This is a genomic window from Mesorhizobium sp. M0802, assembly GCF_040320115.1.
In the GTDB taxonomy this organism is placed as follows: domain Bacteria; phylum Pseudomonadota; class Alphaproteobacteria; order Rhizobiales; family Rhizobiaceae; genus Mesorhizobium.
The window spans coordinates 92,459-111,237 of sequence record NZ_JAMYOY010000011.1 but is presented as its reverse complement, the minus strand read 5'-3'; the positions used below and the strand labels follow the sequence as shown (position 1 = coordinate 111,237).

Sequence of the window (18,779 nt, the reverse complement as noted above, 5' to 3'; positions counted from 1 at the left end):
ATGACGCGCAAGCAGAAGCGATTGTCGGTGATTGTCGGAGGTCTTGCCTTCCTCGGCGCCGCCACCGGGCTGACCTTCTATGCGTTGGGCCAGAAGGCCTCCTATTTCTATATGCCCGCCGATCTGACCACCGCCAGCTTGCAGCCGGGACAGCGCATCAGGCTCGGCGGCCTCGTCGAAAAGGGCACGGTCGTGCGCGGGCAGGGCGCGACGGTTGCGTTCTCGGTCACCGACACGCACAAATCGGTCAAGGTCAGCTATACCGGCATCCTGCCCGATCTGTTCCGCGAGGAGCAGGGCGTCATCACCGAAGGCAGCTTTGGCGCCGACGGCGTTTTCGTCGCCGACAGCGTGCTGGCCAAGCATGACGAGCGCTACATGCCCAAGGAAGTCGCTGACGGGCTGAAGGCCAAGGGCGTGTGGCAAGAGAGCAAGAGCCAGTAATGGTTGAGACCGGACACTTCGCGCTCGTCCTCGCCTTTGTGCTGTCGCTGGTGCAGACGCTGGTGCCGCTGATCGGCGCCCGTACCGGCAACCAGAGGCTGATGGCTGTCGGCGGTCCCGTCACGGTCACAGGCTTCGCGCTCACGGCGCTATCGTTCGCAGCACTCGCCGGCGCCTATGCAAGTTCCGATTTCTCGGTGGCGAGCGTGTGGGAAAACTCGCATTCGCTGCAGCCGCTGATCTACAAGATCACCGGAACCTGGGGCAATCACGAAGGCTCGATGCTGCTCTGGGTGCTGATCCTGACCTTCTTCGGTGCGCTGGTCGCTGTCTTCGGCTCCAACCTTCCGGCGACGCTGCGCGCCAATGTGCTGACCGTGCAGGGGGCTATCGGCGCCACCTTCTTCCTGTTCATCCTGGCGACATCCAATCCGTTCACCCGGCTCAATCCGGCGCCGATCGAGGGCCGCGATCTCAACCCGGTCCTGCAGGATCTTGGCCTCGCCATCCATCCGCCGCTGCTCTATCTCGGCTATGTCGGGTTCTCTATCTGCTTTTCCTTCTCGGTCGCCGCCCTCATCGAAGGCCGCATCGATGCCTCCTGGGCGCGCTGGGTGCGGCCGTGGACGCTGGTCGCCTGGATGTTCCTCACCGGCGGCATCGCGATGGGCTCCTACTGGGCCTACTACGAGCTCGGCTGGGGCGGCTTCTGGTTCTGGGATCCGGTCGAAAACGCCTCCTTTATGCCGTGGCTGGCCGGCACGGCTCTTCTGCATTCGGCGATCGTCATGGAGAAGCGTTCGGCGCTCAAGATCTGGACGCTGCTGCTTGCCATCCTCACCTTCTCGCTGTCGCTGCTCGGCACCTTCCTGGTGCGCTCCGGCGTGCTGACCTCGGTGCATGCTTTCGCCACCGATCCGACCCGCGGCATCTTCATCCTGTGCATTTTGACGCTGTTCATCGGCGGCTCGCTGGCCCTGTTTGCGCTGCGCGCCTCGCGGCTGACGGCCGGCGGCCTGTTCCACCCGATCTCGCGCGAAGGCGCACTCGTCCTCAACAATCTGTTCCTGACCACGGCCACGGCCACCGTGCTGGTCGGCACGCTCTATCCGCTGGCGGTCGAAGCGCTTTCGGCCGGCAAGATCTCAGTCGGCGCCCCCTTCTTCAACCTGACATTCGGCCCGCTGATGGTGCCGCTGCTGGTCGTGGTTCCTTTCGGACCATTGCTCGCCTGGAAGCGCGGTGACCTCTATGCCGTCGCCCAGCGCCTGATGGCGGCTTTCGGCGCCGCTCTCCTGGCGATGCTGGTCACCGGGCTGTTCATCGACGGCGCGTCGGTGTTCGCCGCCCTTGGTGTCGGCCTCGCCTGCTGGCTGGTCTGCGGCGCGCTCACCGACCTCGCCGTCAAGTCCGGCTTTGGCAATGTGTCGCCCGCCATCATGCAGCGCCGTTTCGCCGGCCTGCCGCGTTCGGTGTTCGGCACTGCACTTGCCCATCTCGGCCTCGGGCTGACGACGCTCGGCATTGTCGGCACGCTGTGCTTCGGCACCGAAAGGATACTGTCGATGCATGCCGGCGAGAGCGTCGAACTCTCCGGCCACACGCTGCGTTTCGACGGCCTCTTCCCGGCGCAGGGTCCGAACTACAGCGAGCAGCGCGGCCGCTTTTCCCTGATCGGCGCCGATGGCGGCGTTTCAGCCGAAATCACCTCGGCCAAGCGCTTCTTTCCGGTGCGGCAGACGACGACGACCGAATCCGGCATCGAGACGATCGGCTTCAGCCAGCTCTATCTGTCGCTGGGCGATGAAGGCACCGATGGATCCGTCGTGGTGCGCCTGTGGTGGAAGCCGCTGGTGACGCTGATCTGGGGCGGAGCTCTGGTGATGATGGCGGGAGCCGCAATGTCGCTGCTCGACCGTCGCCTGCGGGTTGGCGCACCCTCGCGCCGCCGCAAGCAGGCAGCCTCCATGCCGTCGGCAGGCGCGCCGTGAGCACCAGGTTCTCGTTGGCCTCGCTCACCCTGCTTCTGGCGCTGCTGTTTGCCGGCGCGGCGCAAGCGGTGAAACCGGACGAGGTTCTCACCGATCCGGCGCTCGAGGCGAGGGCGCGGCTACTGTCGGAAGGCCTGCGCTGCATGGTCTGCCAGAACCAGTCCATCGACGAATCCGATGCAGACCTCGCCCGCGACCTGCGCATCCTGGTGCGCCAGCGCCTGGTTGCCGGCGATACCGACCAGCAGGTGATGGACTATATCGTGTCGCGCTACGGCGAGTTCGTGCTGTTGAAGCCACGCTTCAGCCCGCGCAACGCCTTGCTTTGGGGCACGCCGGTGCTTCTGCTTCTAGTCGGCGGCATTTTCATTGTGCTGACCACACGCTCCCGCCGCTCGTTGGCAACCAAGGCGCTGAGCGCCGAGGAACAGGCGGCGCTGGACAAGGTGCTGAGCGACTAGCTCGGCCATTCCTCCAAAGGCCAGTCCCGCGACGTGTGGATGGCGCGCAGGATAACAATGCTCTGACGGCCGGCGATCAGGCGCAATTCATAGGCAATGATGTAGGGCAGGCGGCCGATGGGCTTCTCATAAGTGCCTGTTACCCGGCCAGGTCGGCCCGTCGCCATATCACCAAGGCCCCGGCCCATTTCACGGATACGGTCCGCGAGGCGTCGGGCGGCGGCAGGATTGTCCTGAGCGATAAAGGCAACTTGCTGCGTGAGATCGTCCAGCGCTTCTCGCGACCAGGTGACGAACAGCTTCACGCCTTGCCTGCGCGCCTGGCTTTCGCTGCTTCGATCACCGCGTCGAGCTCCGCCATGGCGTCGTCGTGGGGCACGACACGGCCAGCCTCTGCGTCGGCCATGCCACGTTTTATGCCTTCGATGATATCCAGCTCGCGATCGACATAGGCTGAGACCGCCTCGGCGGCGAGGAACGATTTACTACGCCTGGTATCGGTAGCGATCTGCTCCAGCTTCAGCTTGGTCTCGGACGAGACTCGAATGGTCATGGTGGTGCTTGCTGTCATTGTGAAAGCCTTGTGCTGAGTTGTGTACACCATAGGGCAGCAGGCGAGCGCAACCAAGCGATTTGTGCGACCGCCCAACATTACAAAACTTTCATGCACCGGAAATGGCGCCGTAATGTGCGCCTCTCTATTTCTCTTGTCCGAGGATGCTCTGCCTGAGCCGCATCCAGTGAAAAGAGGATACGAGACCCATGACTATCGCCCCCAACCCATATTCCCGCACCCGCAAGCGCCTGTTGGCCGCCGCCGCTTCGCTGGCCATTGCCGGCGGCATCGGTTTCGGCGCCGTTGCCACTGGTACAGCTCCCGTTCTGGCCGACGCCGTGCGGGTCGAAGCGCCCCAGGTGCCGGGCTTTGCCGATGTCGTCGAGCGCGTTTCGCCGGCCGTGGTCAGCGTCAAGGTCAAGGCCAAGATCGAGCCTGCCGCCGATGACGGCTCCGACCAGTCCGACGATCCGGACGGCATGAACAACCTGCCCGACAATCCGCAGCTGCGCCAGTTCTTCAAGCAATTCCGCGGCTTTGGTGATCAGAACGGCCATGACGGCGGCAATCGTCGCTTCAGCCACCGCGACCATAACAACGACCAGCCGCGTCCGGTGGCGCAGGGTTCTGGCTTCTTCATCTCCGATGACGGCTATCTCGTCACCAACAACCATGTCGTCGAGGAAGGCTCCGCCTTCACAGTGGTGATGAATGACGGCAAGGAGCTTGACGCCAAGCTGATCGGCACCGATCCGCGCACCGATCTGGCGGTGCTCAAGGTCGATGGCGTCGGCAAGTTCACCTATGTCGATTTCGCCGACGATTCCAAGGTTCGCGTCGGCGACTGGGTGGTGGCCGTCGGCAATCCGTTCGGCCTCGGCGGCACCGTCACCGCCGGCATCGTCTCGGCCCGTGGCCGTGATATCGGCGCCGGTCCCTATGATGACTTCATCCAGATCGACGCTTCGGTCAACCGCGGCAATTCGGGCGGCCCGACCTTCAACCTTAACGGCCAGGTCGTCGGCATCAACACCGCGATCTTCTCGCCGTCGGGCGGAAGCGTCGGCATCGCCTTCGACATTCCGGCCTCGACCGCCAAGCAGGTGGTGCAGGATCTGATGAAGAGCGGCTCGGTGCAGCGTGGCTGGCTCGGCGTCGAAATCCAGCCGGTTACATCGGACATCGCCGAATCGCTGGGCCTGAAGTCGCAGAACGGGGCTCTGGTTTCGGGCGCCCAGGACGGTGGCCCCGGCAAGCAGGCCGGCATCACCGCCGGTGACGTGATCACCCAGGTCGAAGGCAAGGACGTCGCATCGCCGAAGGAACTGGCTCGTCTGATCGGCGCCCACCCACCCGGCAAGTCGGTCGACGTCACGGTGTGGCGCGACGGCAAGAGCCAGACCATCAAGGTCGATCTCGGCACGCTGCCGTCCACCGACAAGCAGGCCTCGGCCGACCCGCAGCAGCCCGCGGCACCGGCAAAGCCCGCCGCGCTGGCCGATCTCGGCCTCACCGTCACCAAGTCGGAAAACGGCAAGGGCCTGGTGGTGACCGATGTCGATCCCGACAGCGATGCCGCCGACCGCGGCATCCAGCCCGGCGATGTCATCACCTCGGTCAATTCGACGGAGGTGAACGGCACCGACGACGTCGCCAAGGTGATGGCCGATGCGGTCAAGTCCGGCCGCAAGGCGGTGCTGATGCAGATCACCCGCGACGATTCAAACCGCTTCGTCGCGCTGCCAGTCGCCAAAGGCTGACATCACACAGTTTCCAGTGCGGCGGTTTCAACACCCCCGAGCCGCCGCACGGGAAGCAAGGGGCCGAACGCGTTAGTCAGTCATCGTGTTCTGCCCCCGGCGGCAGCGGGCCCCCATCGCCCGCTGCCGCTCTAACATCGAAGCATGGCGCCCAAAAGTGCACGGCGGTTTTGGCAAAACGACATGCTTGAACGAAAGCTTTTGCGCTCATGGCGGCCCCTCAATCTTCCGGCGAAATCGCGTATAACGGCTCTATGAAGATTCTCGTCATAGAAGACGATCGCGAGGCGGCCGACTATATGCAGAAGGCCTTTGCCGAGGCTGGGCACACCGCCCATGTCGCCGGCGACGGCGAAACCGGCTTTGCGCTGGCCGATGCCGGCGACTATGACGTGATGGTCGTCGACCGCATGATGCCACGCCGCGACGGGCTCTCCGTCATTGCCGGCCTGCGCTCGCGCGGCAACACCACGCCGGTGCTGATCCTGTCGGCGCTGGGCGAAGTCGATGACCGCGTCACCGGTCTGCGCGCCGGCGGGGACGACTATCTGACCAAGCCCTATGCCTTTTCCGAATTGCTCGCCCGCGTCGAGGTGCTGAACCGCCGCGCCAGCGCCAGGGAGGCCGAAACCGTCTACCGGGTCGGCGATCTCGAGCTTGACCGGCTGTCCCATTCGGTCAAGCGCGCGGCGCGCGAGATCACGCTGCAGCCGCGCGAATTCCGCCTGCTCGAATATCTGATGCGCCATGCCGGCCAGGTGGTGACGCGCACCATGCTGCTCGAAAATGTCTGGGACTATCATTTCGATCCGCAGACCAACGTGATCGACGTTCACGTCTCGCGCCTGCGTGGCAAGATCGAGAAGGGTTTCGACAAGCCGATCCTGCATACGGTTCGCGGCGCCGGCTATATGCTGAAGAGCGGCTAGAGCATGATCCCAAAAAGTAGGTACCGGTTTTTGGAGAAGATCATGCTCCAACAAAGGGGTAGGTCATGATGAGATTTCAGCCAAATCTCATCATGAGCTAGAACTCGATGGCCCTTTCCCTGCCGGCCATCATGAGGACGACGGCGGCGCGGCTTTCAGCGCTTTATTTCCTGCTTTTCGCGCTATGTGCCGTGTTGCTGGTCTTCTACATGACGTCGTTGTCGGCCCGCATGCTGACCGGCCAGACCCAGCAGACCATCAATGACGAGGTGCTCGGCCTCGCCCGTGCCTATCAGAGCGGCGGCCTGCCGCGGCTGGTGCGCGTCGTCGAGCAGCGCTCGCGCCAGCCCGGCGCCAACCTCTATCTCATTGCCGATGTCAACGGCCAGATCCTCACCGGCAACGTGCAGAGCCTGGCACCGGGGGTGCTCGAGACCGATGGCTGGACGACCGAACCCTTCTCCTATCGCCGTTTCGGCGAAGGTGAGCTCGAACGGCAGCGCAACCAGGCTTCTGACCCGAATGGCGCGCAGCCCGGCGAGACCGAAATTCAGCCCGAGGGCGAGAAGGGCCACAACGCCATCGCGCTGGTGCTGCGGCTGCCCAACCAGATGATCATGCTGGTCGGCCGCGATCTCGGCGAGCCCGAGCGCTTCCGCGCCGTCGTCCGCCGCGCCCTGATGCTGGCGCTGGGCATGATGGGCCTGGGCGGGCTGCTGATCTGGTTCCTTGTCGGCCGCGCCGCGCTGAAGCGCATCGACAGCGTCTCGGAGGCAAGCCGCCGCATCATGGGCGGCGATCTCACGGGACGGCTGCCGGTGACCGGCGCCGGCGATGAGTTCGACCGCCTGTCGGAAAACCTCAACACCATGCTGGCCAGGATAGCGACGCTCAACGAAGGGCTGAAGCAGGTCTCCGACAACATCGCCCATGATTTGAAGACGCCGCTGACCAGACTGCGCAACCGCGCTGAGGCGACACTTTCGGGCAAGCACAAGACCACCGACTACCGGCAGGCGCTGGAAGGCACCATCGCCGAATCCGACCAGCTGATAAAAACCTTCAACGCCATCCTGATGATCTCCAGGCTGGAGGCCGGCTATTCCTCGGAGAGCACCAGCAACGTCGATCTCGCCGCCGCGGTGCATGACGTTGTCGAGCTTTATGAGCCGGTGGCGGAGGAGGCTGGCGTGGTGCTTGAAACTGCCGCGGACGGGAATTTTTCCGTCGATGGCAACCGCGAGCTGATCGGCCAGGCACTGTCGAACATCGTCGACAACGCCATCAAATACTCGACCGATGCGACGGAAAAGCCTGCCGTGCGCGTAGCCCTGCAGCGCGTCGGTCACGAAATCCGCCTTTCCGTTTCCGACAATGGCCATGGCATCCCCGACGATGCCGACCGCGCCAGGGCGACCGAGCGCTTCGTGCGGCTGGAAAAGAGCCGCTCGCAGCCGGGATCCGGTCTTGGCCTCAGCCTCGCCAAGGCGATCATGACTTTTCACAATGGCCGGCTTGAACTTCTGCCTGCCAATCCCGGATTGTCCGTTATCATGAGCTTCCCGGCGCGGGAGGACCATTGATGGCGGTGAGGATGGCTGCGAAACGGATCGAGACCGAATGGCGCCTGCAACTGGCGGCGCAGCTCGCGCCGCTGGATGAGGCCCGCGCCCGGCGTGAACTGTCGGAGATCGCTGGCGATGCCAAGGACGAGAACCTGCCGCGGCTGGCGAAATTCCTAGGGGTCAAGGGCGCCGCACAGGAGTTTCTCGCTGCCGTCTTCGACCTCTCGCCCTTCCTCCGCGATGTCGCGCGCCGCCGGCCGCAAATCCTCGACGCGCTGTTCGATGGCAGTGTCGAGGCTCGGCTGCTCGCCATCGCCGAAGCGATCGGCAAGGCCGCCTTTTCCGAGACCGTTTCCGAATCCAGCCTGATGATGGAACTCAGGCAGTGGAAGGGTGAAGCTCACTTCCTGATCGCACTTGCAGACCTCTCCGGCGAGGCCGATGCCGCGCTGACGGTAAGGCGCCTCAGCAATCTCGCCGATGCCTGCACCTCCGCGGCGGTCGACTTCCTGCTGCGCGAGGCGCACAGCCAAGGCAAGCTCAAATTACCCGATCCCGAAAATCCGTCACGGCAATCCGGCTGGATCGTGCTCGGCATGGGCAAGCTTGGCGCGCATGAACTGAATTTCTCCTCCGACATCGACCTCGTCGTCTTCTTCGATCCGGATGCGCCGGCAATCGTCGATCCGCTCGAGGCCACAGAGCTGTTTGCGCGCCTGACCCGCAGGCTGGTCCGCATCCTGCAGGACCGCACCGGGCACGGCTATGTCTTCCGCACCGATTTGAGGCTTCGTCCCGATCCAGGCTCGACGCCGCTGGCGATCCCGGTCGAGGCAGCACTTCGCTACTATGAGGCGCGCGGCCAGAACTGGGAGCGCGCCGCCATGATCAAGGCGCGTCCCTTGGCCGGCGATCTCGATGCCGGGGATGCGTTCCTGCGGGAATTGCAGCCCTATGTCTGGCGCAAATACATGGACTATGCGGCGATCGCCGACGTTCATTCGATCAAGCGCCAGATCCATGCCCACAAGGGTCATGGCGAGATCGCGGTCAAAGGACACAACGTCAAGCTCGGCCGCGGCGGCATTCGCGAAATCGAGTTCTTCGTCCAGACCCAGCAACTGATCGCCGGCGGCCGTTTTCCGGAGCTGCGCGGCCGCGAGACGGTGCCGATGCTGGGTGCGCTGGCGGCGCGCAACTGGATCACCGCCGATGCACGCGACGCGCTCACGCAGCAATATTGGTTTCTGCGCGGCGTGGAACACGCCATCCAGATGGTCGCCGACGAGCAGACGCATATTCTGCCCGACGATGATGAAGGGCTGGAACGCATCGCCCATATGCTGGGCTTTGCCGATGCCGCCAGATTTGCCGAAACCTTTCGCGCGGCTTTGCATGAGGTCGAGCGCCATTACGCCGCGCTGTTCGAGACTGCGCCTGAATTGTCGGCCGGCGTCGGCAATCTGGTCTTCACCGGCGATGTCGACGATCCCGACACGCTGCAGACCTTGCACGGCCTTGGCTTCCAGCGGCCAAGCGACATCTGCCGCGTCATTCGGGGCTGGCATTTCGGCCGCTATCGCGCCACCCAGTCGGCGGAAGCGCGCGAGCGGCTGACCGAACTGACGCCGGCGCTGCTCAAAGCCTTCGGCCAGACGCGCCGGGCCGACGAGGCGCTGGTTCGCTTCGATGAACTCCTCGCCGGCCTGCCCGCCGGCATCCAGCTGTTTTCGCTGCTGCAGTCGAATCCCGCTCTGCTGAAGCTTATGGCGACGATCATGGGCGCCGCGCCTCGGCTGGCGGCAATCATCACAAGGCGCCCGCATGTCTTCGACGGTCTGCTCGACCCGGCGCTGCTCACCGAACTGCCCAACCGCGCCTATCTCTCAGCGCGGTTGGCCGCTTTCATCGATGGCGACAGGCCCTACGAGGATGTGCTTGACCGGCTGCGCATCTTTGCCTCCGAGCAGAAATTCCTGATCGGTGTCAGGCTGCTCGCCGGCTCGATCGACCCGGCGCGCGCCGGCCGCGCCTTTTCCGATCTCGCCGACCTCACCATCGACGCCGCATTGCAGGCGGTGACCACCGAATTCGCGCTGCGCCACGGCGGTATCGCCGGCGGCACGGTTTCGCTGCTCGGCATGGGTAAGCTCGGCAGCCGCGAATTGACGGCGGGTTCGGACGTCGACCTTATCCTGCTTTACGATCACGACCCGGATGCCGACGAGTCCGACGGCGACAAGCCGCTCGCACCGTCGCACTACTACACCAGGATGACGCAGCGGCTGATCGCGGCTGTCTCGGCGCCGACCGCCGAGGGCGTTCTCTACGAACTCGACCTGCGCTTGCGGCCATCCGGCAACAAGGGGCCGGTGGCGACCCATATCGACGCCTTCAAGAAATACCAGCGCCAGGAGGCCTGGACCTGGGAGCACATGGCTTTGGCAAGGGCTCGCGCCATCGGCGGTGACGCTGCCCTTTGCACCGAGGTCGAGGCCGAGGTGGCGGCACTTCTGGCCTTGCCGCGCGACGCCGCCAAGGTGAGGGCGGAGGCATCCGAGATGCGCGCGCTGATCGAGAAGGAAAAATCGCCGCGCGATCTCTGGGACATCAAGCTCATCTCCGGCGGCCTCATCGACCTCGAATTCATCGCGCAGGTGGCGGTTATAACCGGGCAGGTCGAAGCCGGCCGCAGGGTGACCGCGACCGGCGAAATCCTGGCGCATCTGTCGCCGGATTTCGCCGAGGCTGACGTCAGGCAGCAGCTTTGCGAAGCCTACCAACTCTATCTGGCGCTGACCCAGATGACGCGGCTTTGCCTCACCGGTGCATTCGAACGCGATGACGTTCCGCCGGGATTGTCGGATCTGCTTCTGGCGGTGACTGACCTGCCGGATTTCGGTGTGCTGGAAGCACATCTCAAGGAAACGTCGCAAAAGGTCAGAAAGGATTTCAACCTTTTGCTTCGTACGAAACGGTCGTGAGGGCGTGAAGCGTTGGCGGCTGTTTCGGATCGCATCGGGGGTGACGATGCAACAGGAGATACCCATGAGAAAGACAACCGGACTTGCCCTTGCCTTTGTCGCGCTTGCCGGCGCCGTTGGCACCACCGCCTATGCCGAGAACAATGCCAGCGCCAGAATGCGCGAGGGCGCGATGATGCGCCTCGACAAGGCGATGAAGGATTCCAACGGCACCATCAGCTTCGACCAGTTTTCCGACGCCATGAACGCGCGGCTGAAGAAGCTGGTCGCCGATAATGGCGGCAAGCTGACAGTCGCCCAGCTCGCTGACGCGCTGGAGAAGGCGCGGTTCGAGGAAATGGCCAAGCGCATAGTTGCCCGCTACGACAGCAAGGGCGACGGCACGCTGACCACGGACGACATCACCGGGCGCGAGAAGAAGGTGTTCGCCATGCTCGACCGCAACAATGACGGCAAGATCGAGCGCAACGAACTGCCAAAGAAAGGCCGCATGGGCCGCCACCACCAATGGGACGGCGGCGACGACAGCATGGAGTGAAATGGCGATATGTCTCCGGCGGCGAAAGCCGCCGGAGCCCTTACATGACCGGGGCTACTCAGTCCTTGAACGCGGCGGAGAGCACCGCTCGCATTGGCGGGCCGTCAGGCAGCCGCCTTCACCGCCAGCGCCGGCTTCTTCACCGGAATGCGCACCGACACGATCGTGCCGACGCCTTCGGTCGAGCGGATTTTCAGCGCGCCGCCCTGCAGCTCGGCCAGCGAGCGCGAGATGGCAAGGCCGAGGCCGGAGCCGGCGTGGTTCTTCGAAAACTGGTTCTGCACCTGTTCGAAGGGGCGGCCAAGCTTGCTCAGTGCCTCCTTCGGAATGCCGCAGCCATTGTCCTCGATGGTCAGCACCAGCGCGCCTGACGTGTTGCGGGCGCGCACCGAGATATGGCCGCCCTGACCGGTGAACTTCACCGCATTCGACAGCAGATTGATGGCGATCTGCTTGATCGCCCGGCGGTCGGCGAACAGCGTCATCGTATCGGCGATGCGGGTTTCGACCGTGATCGATTTCTCCGCCGCCTGCAGCGAGATCACCCGCACCGTCTCGCGGATCAGCGGGCAGAGATCGATTTCCTCGCGGTCCACCGAGAATTGGCCGGCTTCGATCTTCGACATATCGAGTATGTCGTTGATGACGCCGAGCAGATATTTGCCGCTGCCGTTGATGTCGTTGGCATATTCCTCGTAGCGCGGCGAACCGAGCGGCCCGAACAGGCCTTGTTCCATCAGTTCGGAGAACCCGATGATGGCGTTGAGCGGCGTGCGCAGCTCGTGCGACATGTTGGCTAGGAATTCGGATTTGGCCCGATTGGCGGCCTCGGCGCGCTCGGTTTCCTTCATATATTCGCGGTTGAGCTCGACCAGTTCCTTGGCGCGCTCTTCCTCGGCCCGGCGGGCGAGGCTGAGGTCGTGGATGGTCGCCATCAGCCGGCGCTCGCTGTCGACCAGCTTTTCCTGGTGCAGCTTGATCTGGGTGATGTCGGAGCCGACGGAGACCGTGCCGCCGTCCCGGGTCCTCAGTTCGTTGACCTGCAGCCAGCGGCCGTCGGAGAGCTGCCGCTCGAAGGTTGCGCCCCCTTGCGGCCCGTTGGTGTTGGCCAGCCGCCGTTCAGAGGCGAAGGCCAGCATGCGCTCTTCAAGCACGGCGCGCGCAGCGCCCGGCATGACGTCGCGGTCCGACAGGCCGTTGTCCTTCTGGTATTTGGAATTGCACATGATCAGGCGCTGGGCGGCATCCCACAGCACGAAGGATTCGTTGATGTTTTCGATCGCGGTCCGCAGGCGCAGGTCGGCCGCCTCCGAGCGCAGCGCCAGATGCCGCTGCTCGGTGACGTCGACGGCAATGCCGATCAGCTGGATCTCAGGCGCTTCCGGGTCGATCACCTGGGCCCTGGCGCGCATCCACACCCACTGGCCGTCGGCGTGACGCATCCGGAACACCTGGTCGATATGGTCGATCTCGCGCTCGACGATTTTGTTGGCCAGCTCGAACAGGTCGCCGTCCTCGGGGTGGATGATGTCGTCGACCTCGCCGAACGACAGCATCGAGTTGCAGGGCTCGTAGCCCAGCATGTCGTACATCGAGCGCGACCAGTACATCTTGCCGCGCACCATGTCCCAGTCCCACAGGCCGCAGCGACCGCGAACCAGCGCCATGTCGATGCGCTGATGGGCTTCGAGATAGATGCGGTCGGCTGTCTGGGCGCGCGATGCCTGGCCGAAATAGGCGTAGAGGATGATGATCAGCACGCCGGCTGTCAGCACAAACAGCGTGACGTTGAGCGAGACGGTCTTGCGCCAGTTGTCGAACACCGCTTCCTGCGGCACCAGCACGGCGGCGGCGTTCTTGCGGTCCCGGGTCAGGCTCACCGCCGCGTACCAGTCCTGGCCGCCGATGCTGACATCCATGACCCCGGCGCGGTCGCCGAACATGAACAGCGGCTGGCCGTTCAGCACCAGGCTGTCCAGCGATCGCCCTTGCCAGCCGGTCGACAGCGGCGACACGGCAATGATCTTGAAGGCGCTGTCGGTGATCACAAGCACATGGCTTCTGCCCATGGCGCCCTGGCGGCTCGTGCTTTCCAGAAGATCAATTGCACCGCTGGATGCCGCGGTCGGGTCGGCCGAGATTGCGTTCGCCATCTGGCCGGCGGCGAGACCTAGCACCGCCTTGCCGTCGCGCTCGGCCTCGTCGCGCTCGTTCATCAGCGACAGCACGCGCAGTGCGGCGATGACGATCAGGAAGATGATGATGAGAGCCGGTATCGAACGGCGCAGAAGGGGTTCGGCAGCCAGGAGCCGCCGGTAGGCTGGTTCAGCGATGAGCCGCGTATTGCCGGCGAGGCCGTCGCCTCGCGCCTTGCGCCGCTCAAAAGCCGTCCCTTCGGGCGCGCCCCACGCGTCCGCCTTGGCCATAAATGGCACTCCCCGAATTTCCGTACGCTTGACGATCCGGCAACACCGCACATCCGAATCGTCTGTAAAGAATCAAAGGTGATTCGCCTTGTCCAGAGGCGCGGCCGAAAAACATTAAAAATTGATTGAAATAACGCTGAAATCCCTCCCCTTGAGGGGAGGGTGGCCCGAAGGGCCGGGTGGGGTCCTCGGCGAAGCGCTCGACTCTCTCAATCACGGTCGAAGTTGGTCGAGGTCGCGCACTGCCGCAACGACCCCACCCGTCCATCCGCCTTCGGCGGCTGTCCACCGTCCCCTCAAGGGGGAGGGATCAGGCCAGCGTTCGCTCCACAATGTCCCGCAAATCCGCCGACAGGTTCTCGGCACCGGCGATGGCCAGCAGCGCTTCCCTGGCCTTGGCTTGCCTGCCCGGCTCCAGCGAGCGCCACGAGCGCAGCGCTGTCGCCAGCCTGGCCGCCACTTGCGGATTGCGTTTTTCAACCTCGAGTACGGTCTGGGTAAAAAACCGGTAGCCTTCGCCATCGGCGCGGTGGAAGCCGGTCTGGTTGGCGCTGGCGAATGTGCCGACCAGCGAGCGCACCCGGTTCGGATTGGCCATCGAGAAAGCTGCGTGACCAGTCAGCTCGCGTACCGTGTCGACTGTCCGGGGTCCCGGCACGCTGGCCTGGATCTGGAACCATTTGTCCATGACCAGCGGATCGGCGCCATAACGGGCCTCGAAATCGGCCAGCGCCTTGATCGCCTCCGGCGAACCGTCATGGCGGTGCGCAAGGACGGTCAGCGCTGCGGCGCGGTCGGTCATGTTCGTCGCGACCTCGAAATGCCGGGCGGCGAGCGCAGCCCCTTTCGGCAGCAGCGAGAGGTAGTCGAGCAGGATGTTGCGCAGCGCGCGGCGTCCCGCACTTGCCGCGTCGGGGCTGAACGGCCCGTCGTCGGCGAGGCGGCCGTATAGGTCGGTGAACGTTTGCTGATTGGCGCGCGCGATTGCCAGCGCCAGCGCCTCGCGGGCGGCGAAGATGGCGTCGGGGTCGATATTCCTGCCGATGTCGCGGGCAATGTCGGCCTCGCCCGGAAGCGAAAGCGCCAGTGCCCGGTAAGCGGGTTCCAGCGTCTCGTCGCCGGCGATCTTGCCGGCAAGTCCGGTCAGCCTGGCGGTGAAGGCCGGCTTTGCGCCGCCGAGGATCTGGCGGAAGGCCGCTATCAGCGCATCGGTCAAAAGCGTGTTGAACGCCTGCCAGCGCGCAAAGGCATCGCTGTCATGGCCGGCGAGAAAGAACTGGTCGTCGGCCTTCTGCTCGACCGAAAGCGTGATCGGTGCCGAAAAGCCGCGGTTGAGCGACACCGCCGGCCGCTCGGCAACGCCTGAGAAGCGCACCATGTGACGGCGCTTGCGAATATGGATGACACCGTCCTCGACGGCGGCGCCCTCGACGCCGCCATAGGCAACCGGTTCGCCGCCGGCGCCGACCAGCCCGAAGGCGAGCGGGATGTGCATCAGCCGCTTGCGGCTTTCCGACGGCGTCGGCGGCACCGACTGCTCGATCTCGAGCGTGAACTCGCGCGTGGCCGGATTGTGCGTCGAACTGACGGTCAGGTTCGGCGTGCCCGCCTGGTGGTACCAGAGCGCGAATTGCGACAGATCGCGCCCGGAGGCGTCCTCGAACACTTTGAGGAAATCCTCGATCGTCGCTGCTTCGCCGTCATGGCGCTCGAAATAGAGATCCATTCCGGCGCGGAACGTGTCAGGTCCGAGAATGGTGCGGATCATGCGCACGACTTCCGAGCCTTTTTCGTAGACGGTCGCCGTGTAGAAATTGTTGATCTCGCGGTAGCGGCGCGGCCGCACCGGATGCGCCAGCGGTCCCTGGTCCTCGGGGAACTGGTGTGCCCTGAGCGTGCGCACTTCGGCGATGCGCTTGACCGCGCGCGAGCGCTGGTCGGCGGAGAATTCGTGGTCGCGAAAAACCGTCAGCCCTTCTTTCAGGCAGAGCTGGAACCAATCGCGGCAGGTGATCCTGTTGCCGGTCCAGTTGTGGAAATACTCATGCGCGATGATCGCCTCGATATTGGCGAAATCGGCATCGGTGGCGGTTTCCCGGTCGGCCAGCACATATTTGTCGTTGAAGATATTGAGGCCCTTGTTCTCCATGGCCCCCATGTTGAAGTCGGAAACGGCGACGATGTTGAAGACGTCGAGGTCGTATTCGCGGCCGAAGGCCTGCTCGTCCCATTGCATCGAGCGCTTCAGCGCATCCATGGCGTAGCCGGCAAGCCCCTCCTTGCCTGGCTCGACATAGATGCCGAGTTCGACCTCGCGCCCGGACATGGTGACGAAACTGTCCGCAACCTTGCCGAGATTGCCGGCCACGAGCGCAAACAGATAGGACGGCTTGGGGAAGGGGTCGTGCCAGACTGCAAAGTGCCAGCCGTCGGCAAGCGCGCCGCTTTCGACCGGATTGCCGTTGGAAAGCAACAGCGGCGCTTCGTCCAGCCTCGCCTCGATACGCACGGTATAGACCGACAGGATGTCGGGGCGGTCGAGGAAATAGGTGATGCGGCGAAAGCCCTCGGCCTCGCATTGCGTGCAATAGACATTGCTGGAGCGGTAGAGGCCCATCAGCGCCTCATTGCTGGCCGGCGCGATCTCGGTCTCGAGCAGCAGCTGGAAACGGGCCGGCGGCCTCAAAATGGTCAGCTGGTCCGGCGTGGCGAGATACTCGGCCGGGGCAAGCTCGCGACCGTCGATGGCAATGCGCTTGAGCACCAGCCCGTCGCCGTCCAGCACCAGCGACGTCGAGGCGGCGGCGCCATCGCGGCGTTCGATCGTCAGCACTGCGGTGACACGCGTTGCGTCTGGCGAAAGGCGGAAGGTGAGGCCGGTTTGCGGGATGGAAAAGTCGTTGGGGCGGTAGTCTTCGAGCTTGAAGACCTGGCCGGTATCGGTTCGCATTCCCTTGGGTTTCCCTGTCGCTATCGGAGCCGCTGACGTGTCCTGGCCCATTAATCTAAAGTTGCGCGCTCTTTACACGAAACGGTCACTCGACAAAACTGCGCCAATGCCTATTTCGGGGCGTTCCCCTTCCGCCATCATCGTGAGGCCTTGATGACCGTCGTCAGATCGAAGTTCGGCATGGGCGCCTGTGTACCGCGTCGTTCGACGCGCATCTCAGCGGAGATCCGGGAAGCAACAGAACAGTGAAAGCCGGACCTGGAGACGAAGCGGGCGGGAAACTGTCCGATCATCCCGGCGCGCATCGGCCCAATAATCGATGTCGATTTTTGGAAAGCACGATGCGCAGATTTAAAGTGTCAGAGCGTCCTTTGCGCGTCGAAGACGACGCGCGGCGCTCTGATGTTCTCACCGGGATCATGCTCAAGGTCATGTCGGTGGCGGTCTTTGTCGGCATGCAAACCTGCATCAAGGCCGCCGGCACTTTGCCGGCCGGCCAGATCGTCTTCTTCCGCTCCTTCTTCGCCATCTTCCCGATCATCGCCTTCCTGGCCTTCAAGAGAAAACTCGGTACGGCGTTCGCCACCAAACGCCCGCTGAACCACATTGCGCGCGGTGTCGTCGGCGTTTGCGCCATGGGGCTCGGCTTCTTTGCGCTGACCCGGCTGCCGCTGCCTGAGGCGATCACGCTGAACTATGCCCAGCCTTTGCTGGTGGTGGTGTTCTCCTCGCTATTCCTCGGCGAAGCCATTCGCGTCTATCGCTGGAGCGCGGTTGCGGTCGGTCTGGTCGGCGTGCTGATCATCTCCTGGCCGGAGCTGACGCTGCTCACGTCGGGCGTCGCGCTCGGCGACCAGGAGGTGCTGGGCGTCATCGCTGCTCTTGTTTCTGCAGCAATCTCCGCCAATGCCATCCTGCTCGTGCGCAATCTTGTCCAGACTGAACGAACAGCGACCATCGTGTTGTGGTTCTCGGCGACGGCGAGTGTCATGGCGCTGCTTACGCTGCCCTTCGGCTGGCAGGCGCTGACGCCGCTGCAGGCCGGTCTGCTGGTCGCAGCAGGGTTCTGTGGCGGGCTGGCGCAGATTTTGATGACGGCGGCGTACCGCCATGCCGAAGCTTCGGTGGTGGCGCCGTTCGAATACACCTCGATGATCCTCGGCGTCGTCGTCGGCTATTTCGCCTTTGGCGATATTGCCACCATCAACACGCTCGTCGGCGGTGTGATCGTCGTTGCCGCCGGCATCTTCATCATCTGGCGCGAGCGCCAACTCGGCCTGGAACGCACCCGAACGCGCAAGGCAGCGCCACCACAGGGGTGAGGAGGTCCGCGGGGTTGCTCAGCTAGCTTCCGCACGTTCCTTCGCCAGCCGCACCAGCACCGCTCGCGTCTGCTCGTCGGCCGGGAAGAAAGACTCGATCGCCAGTTCCGACAGCGTCACGTCAAGCGGCGTGCCGAAGACGGTGATGGTGCTGATGAAGGACAGCACCTGGTCGCCATGCGCCAGCCGCAGCGGATGGACGATGCCGTTGGGCTCGACCGGCACCGGCCGCGCACCCTTGAGCCCGGACGGATAGGTTCGCAATTCGCGCTCCAGCTCGACCAGGACGGGATCGCCGGCGGCATCGTTCTGGTGTTTCAGCCGCTCCAGCAGATGCGCCCGCCATTCCGCGAGATTGACGATGCGCGGTGCGATGCCGTTCGGGTGCAGGCTGAGGCGCAGCACATTGACCGGCGGCTGGAGCAGCGACGGCTCGGCAACATCGGCCAGAAACGGGCCGATGGCGGCATTGGCGGATATCAGGTTCCAGTGCCGGTCGACGGCGAGGGCGGGGAACGGCTCATGCCCTTTGAGCACGCTCTCGACCGCGGCAAGCGCCGGCGCCAGAGTCGTATCTGTGAGTGGCCGCTCGCTGAAGCTCGGGGCAAAGCCGGCAGCCAGCAACAGCTGATTACGCTGCCGCAGCGGAATCTCAAGCTGCTCGGCCAGATGCAGCACCATCTCGCGCGAGGGCGCGGCGCGGCCGCTTTCGACGAAGGAGAGATGACGCTGGGAAATCTCAGCCTCCATTGCGAGATCAAGCTGGCTCATGCGCCGGCGCGTGCGCCATTCGCGGATCAGGCTGCCGGCGGAGGTTTGGGCTGTTGTCATCGGGCGGGATTAAGGCGGCGGG

Annotated in this window: 14 protein-coding genes; 9 read left to right on the top strand and 5 right to left on the bottom strand. The window is 64.2% G+C overall.

Going from position 1 to position 18,779, the window contains the following annotated elements:
- Genes ccmE through NKI10_RS17095 form a run of 3 tightly spaced genes read left to right on the top strand, consistent with a single transcriptional unit; the run spans position 1 to position 2,896 of the window.
- On the top strand, positions 1-444 hold the full coding sequence (gene ccmE, locus NKI10_RS17105; RefSeq protein WP_023670179.1) for a cytochrome c maturation protein CcmE: 444 nt from the start codon (positions 1-3) through the stop codon (positions 442-444).
- Complete coding sequence (locus tag NKI10_RS17100) at positions 444-2,435, top strand: heme lyase CcmF/NrfE family subunit (protein ID WP_352861058.1); 1,992 nt, start codon at positions 444-446, stop codon at positions 2,433-2,435. The genes ccmE and NKI10_RS17100 overlap by 1 nt, the downstream gene beginning before the upstream one ends.
- Positions 2,432-2,896, top strand: a complete 465-nt coding sequence (locus NKI10_RS17095) for a cytochrome c-type biogenesis protein (RefSeq protein ID WP_352861056.1) — start codon at positions 2,432-2,434, stop codon at positions 2,894-2,896. Before NKI10_RS17100 ends, NKI10_RS17095 begins: the two co-directional genes overlap by 4 nt.
- Here the strand turns inward: NKI10_RS17095 and NKI10_RS17090 are convergent.
- Together NKI10_RS17090 and NKI10_RS17085 are read right to left on the bottom strand one after the other, a co-directional pair.
- Positions 2,893-3,201 (bottom strand): type II toxin-antitoxin system RelE/ParE family toxin, encoded by a 309-nt coding sequence (locus NKI10_RS17090; RefSeq protein WP_023742647.1) that lies wholly within the window; start codon positions 3,199-3,201, stop codon positions 2,893-2,895. The two genes, NKI10_RS17095 and NKI10_RS17090, sit on opposite strands and share 4 nt — an antisense overlap.
- Complete coding sequence (locus tag NKI10_RS17085) at positions 3,198-3,467, bottom strand: CopG family ribbon-helix-helix protein (protein ID WP_023684527.1); 270 nt, start codon at positions 3,465-3,467, stop codon at positions 3,198-3,200. Before NKI10_RS17085 ends, NKI10_RS17090 begins: the two co-directional genes overlap by 4 nt.
- A gap of 191 nt (positions 3,468-3,658) precedes the next feature.
- Between NKI10_RS17085 and NKI10_RS17080 the strand changes: the two genes are divergently transcribed.
- From NKI10_RS17080 to NKI10_RS17060, 5 genes are all read left to right on the top strand, one after another.
- Positions 3,659-5,212, top strand: coding sequence for a Do family serine endopeptidase (locus tag NKI10_RS17080; RefSeq protein ID WP_352861053.1), 1,554 nt, complete (start codon positions 3,659-3,661; stop codon positions 5,210-5,212).
- Positions 5,213-5,466: 254 nt separating this feature from the next.
- Complete coding sequence (locus tag NKI10_RS17075) at positions 5,467-6,141, top strand: response regulator transcription factor (protein ID WP_023670185.1); 675 nt, start codon at positions 5,467-5,469, stop codon at positions 6,139-6,141.
- A 107-nt stretch (positions 6,142-6,248) separates the two neighbouring features.
- Positions 6,249-7,724, top strand: a complete 1,476-nt coding sequence (locus NKI10_RS17070) for a sensor histidine kinase (protein ID WP_352861051.1) — start codon at positions 6,249-6,251, stop codon at positions 7,722-7,724.
- Positions 7,724-10,690, top strand: coding sequence for a bifunctional [glutamine synthetase] adenylyltransferase/[glutamine synthetase]-adenylyl-L-tyrosine phosphorylase (locus NKI10_RS17065; RefSeq protein ID WP_352861049.1), 2,967 nt, complete (start codon positions 7,724-7,726; stop codon positions 10,688-10,690). Before NKI10_RS17070 ends, NKI10_RS17065 begins: the two co-directional genes overlap by 1 nt.
- A gap of 64 nt (positions 10,691-10,754) precedes the next feature.
- Positions 10,755-11,228 (top strand): EF-hand domain-containing protein, encoded by a 474-nt coding sequence (locus tag NKI10_RS17060; RefSeq protein ID WP_023702181.1) that lies wholly within the window; start codon positions 10,755-10,757, stop codon positions 11,226-11,228.
- Positions 11,229-11,332: 104 nt separating this feature from the next.
- Here the strand turns inward: NKI10_RS17060 and NKI10_RS17055 are convergent, their stop codons facing one another.
- A complete protein-coding gene (locus NKI10_RS17055; protein ID WP_352861047.1) occupies positions 11,333-13,654 on the bottom strand; it encodes a PAS domain-containing sensor histidine kinase in 2,322 nt (773 codons plus the stop codon).
- 310 nt (positions 13,655-13,964) lie between these two features.
- The gene (gene pepN / locus NKI10_RS17050) at positions 13,965-16,604 is read right to left on the bottom strand and encodes an aminopeptidase N (protein ID WP_352861045.1); all 2,640 of its coding nucleotides are present in this window, start codon (positions 16,602-16,604) and stop codon (positions 13,965-13,967) included.
- A 419-nt stretch (positions 16,605-17,023) separates the two neighbouring features.
- Here pepN and NKI10_RS17045 point away from each other — a divergent pair, with 419 nt between their 5' ends.
- Positions 17,024-17,926, top strand: a complete 903-nt coding sequence (locus NKI10_RS17045; protein WP_245263951.1) for a DMT family transporter — start codon at positions 17,024-17,026, stop codon at positions 17,924-17,926.
- 18 nt (positions 17,927-17,944) lie between these two features.
- Here the strand turns inward: NKI10_RS17045 and NKI10_RS17040 are convergent, their stop codons facing one another.
- Positions 17,945-18,757 carry a helix-turn-helix domain-containing protein gene (locus NKI10_RS17040; RefSeq protein WP_023702177.1) on the bottom strand — a complete coding sequence of 271 codons (813 nt, stop codon included), beginning with the start codon at positions 18,755-18,757 and terminating at the stop codon, positions 17,945-17,947.
- Between the last annotated feature and the right edge of the window lie 22 nt (positions 18,758-18,779).

What these genes read in the sequence shown, in the direction of transcription:
- ccmE (WP_023670179.1), top strand. Translation starts at nt 1, where the DNA reads ATGACGCGCAAGCAGAAGCGATTGTCGGTGATTGTCGGAGGTCTTGCC.
- NKI10_RS17100 (WP_352861058.1), top strand. Translation starts at nt 444, where the DNA reads ATGGTTGAGACCGGACACTTCGCGCTCGTCCTCGCCTTTGTGCTGTCG.
- NKI10_RS17085 (WP_023684527.1), bottom strand. Translation starts at nt 3,467, where the DNA reads ATGACAGCAAGCACCACCATGACCATTCGAGTCTCGTCCGAGACCAAG.
- NKI10_RS17080 (WP_352861053.1), top strand. Translation starts at nt 3,659, where the DNA reads ATGACTATCGCCCCCAACCCATATTCCCGCACCCGCAAGCGCCTGTTG.
- NKI10_RS17075 (WP_023670185.1), top strand. Translation starts at nt 5,467, where the DNA reads ATGAAGATTCTCGTCATAGAAGACGATCGCGAGGCGGCCGACTATATG.
- NKI10_RS17070 (WP_352861051.1), top strand. Translation starts at nt 6,249, where the DNA reads ATGGCCCTTTCCCTGCCGGCCATCATGAGGACGACGGCGGCGCGGCTT.
- NKI10_RS17065 (WP_352861049.1), top strand. Translation starts at nt 7,724, where the DNA reads ATGGCGGTGAGGATGGCTGCGAAACGGATCGAGACCGAATGGCGCCTG.
- NKI10_RS17060 (WP_023702181.1), top strand. Translation starts at nt 10,755, where the DNA reads ATGAGAAAGACAACCGGACTTGCCCTTGCCTTTGTCGCGCTTGCCGGC.
- NKI10_RS17055 (WP_352861047.1), bottom strand. Translation starts at nt 13,654, where the DNA reads ATGGCCAAGGCGGACGCGTGGGGCGCGCCCGAAGGGACGGCTTTTGAG.
- pepN (WP_352861045.1), bottom strand. Translation starts at nt 16,604, where the DNA reads ATGCGAACCGATACCGGCCAGGTCTTCAAGCTCGAAGACTACCGCCCC.
- NKI10_RS17045 (WP_245263951.1), top strand. Translation starts at nt 17,024, where the DNA reads ATGCTCAAGGTCATGTCGGTGGCGGTCTTTGTCGGCATGCAAACCTGC.
- NKI10_RS17040 (WP_023702177.1), bottom strand. Translation starts at nt 18,757, where the DNA reads ATGACAACAGCCCAAACCTCCGCCGGCAGCCTGATCCGCGAATGGCGC.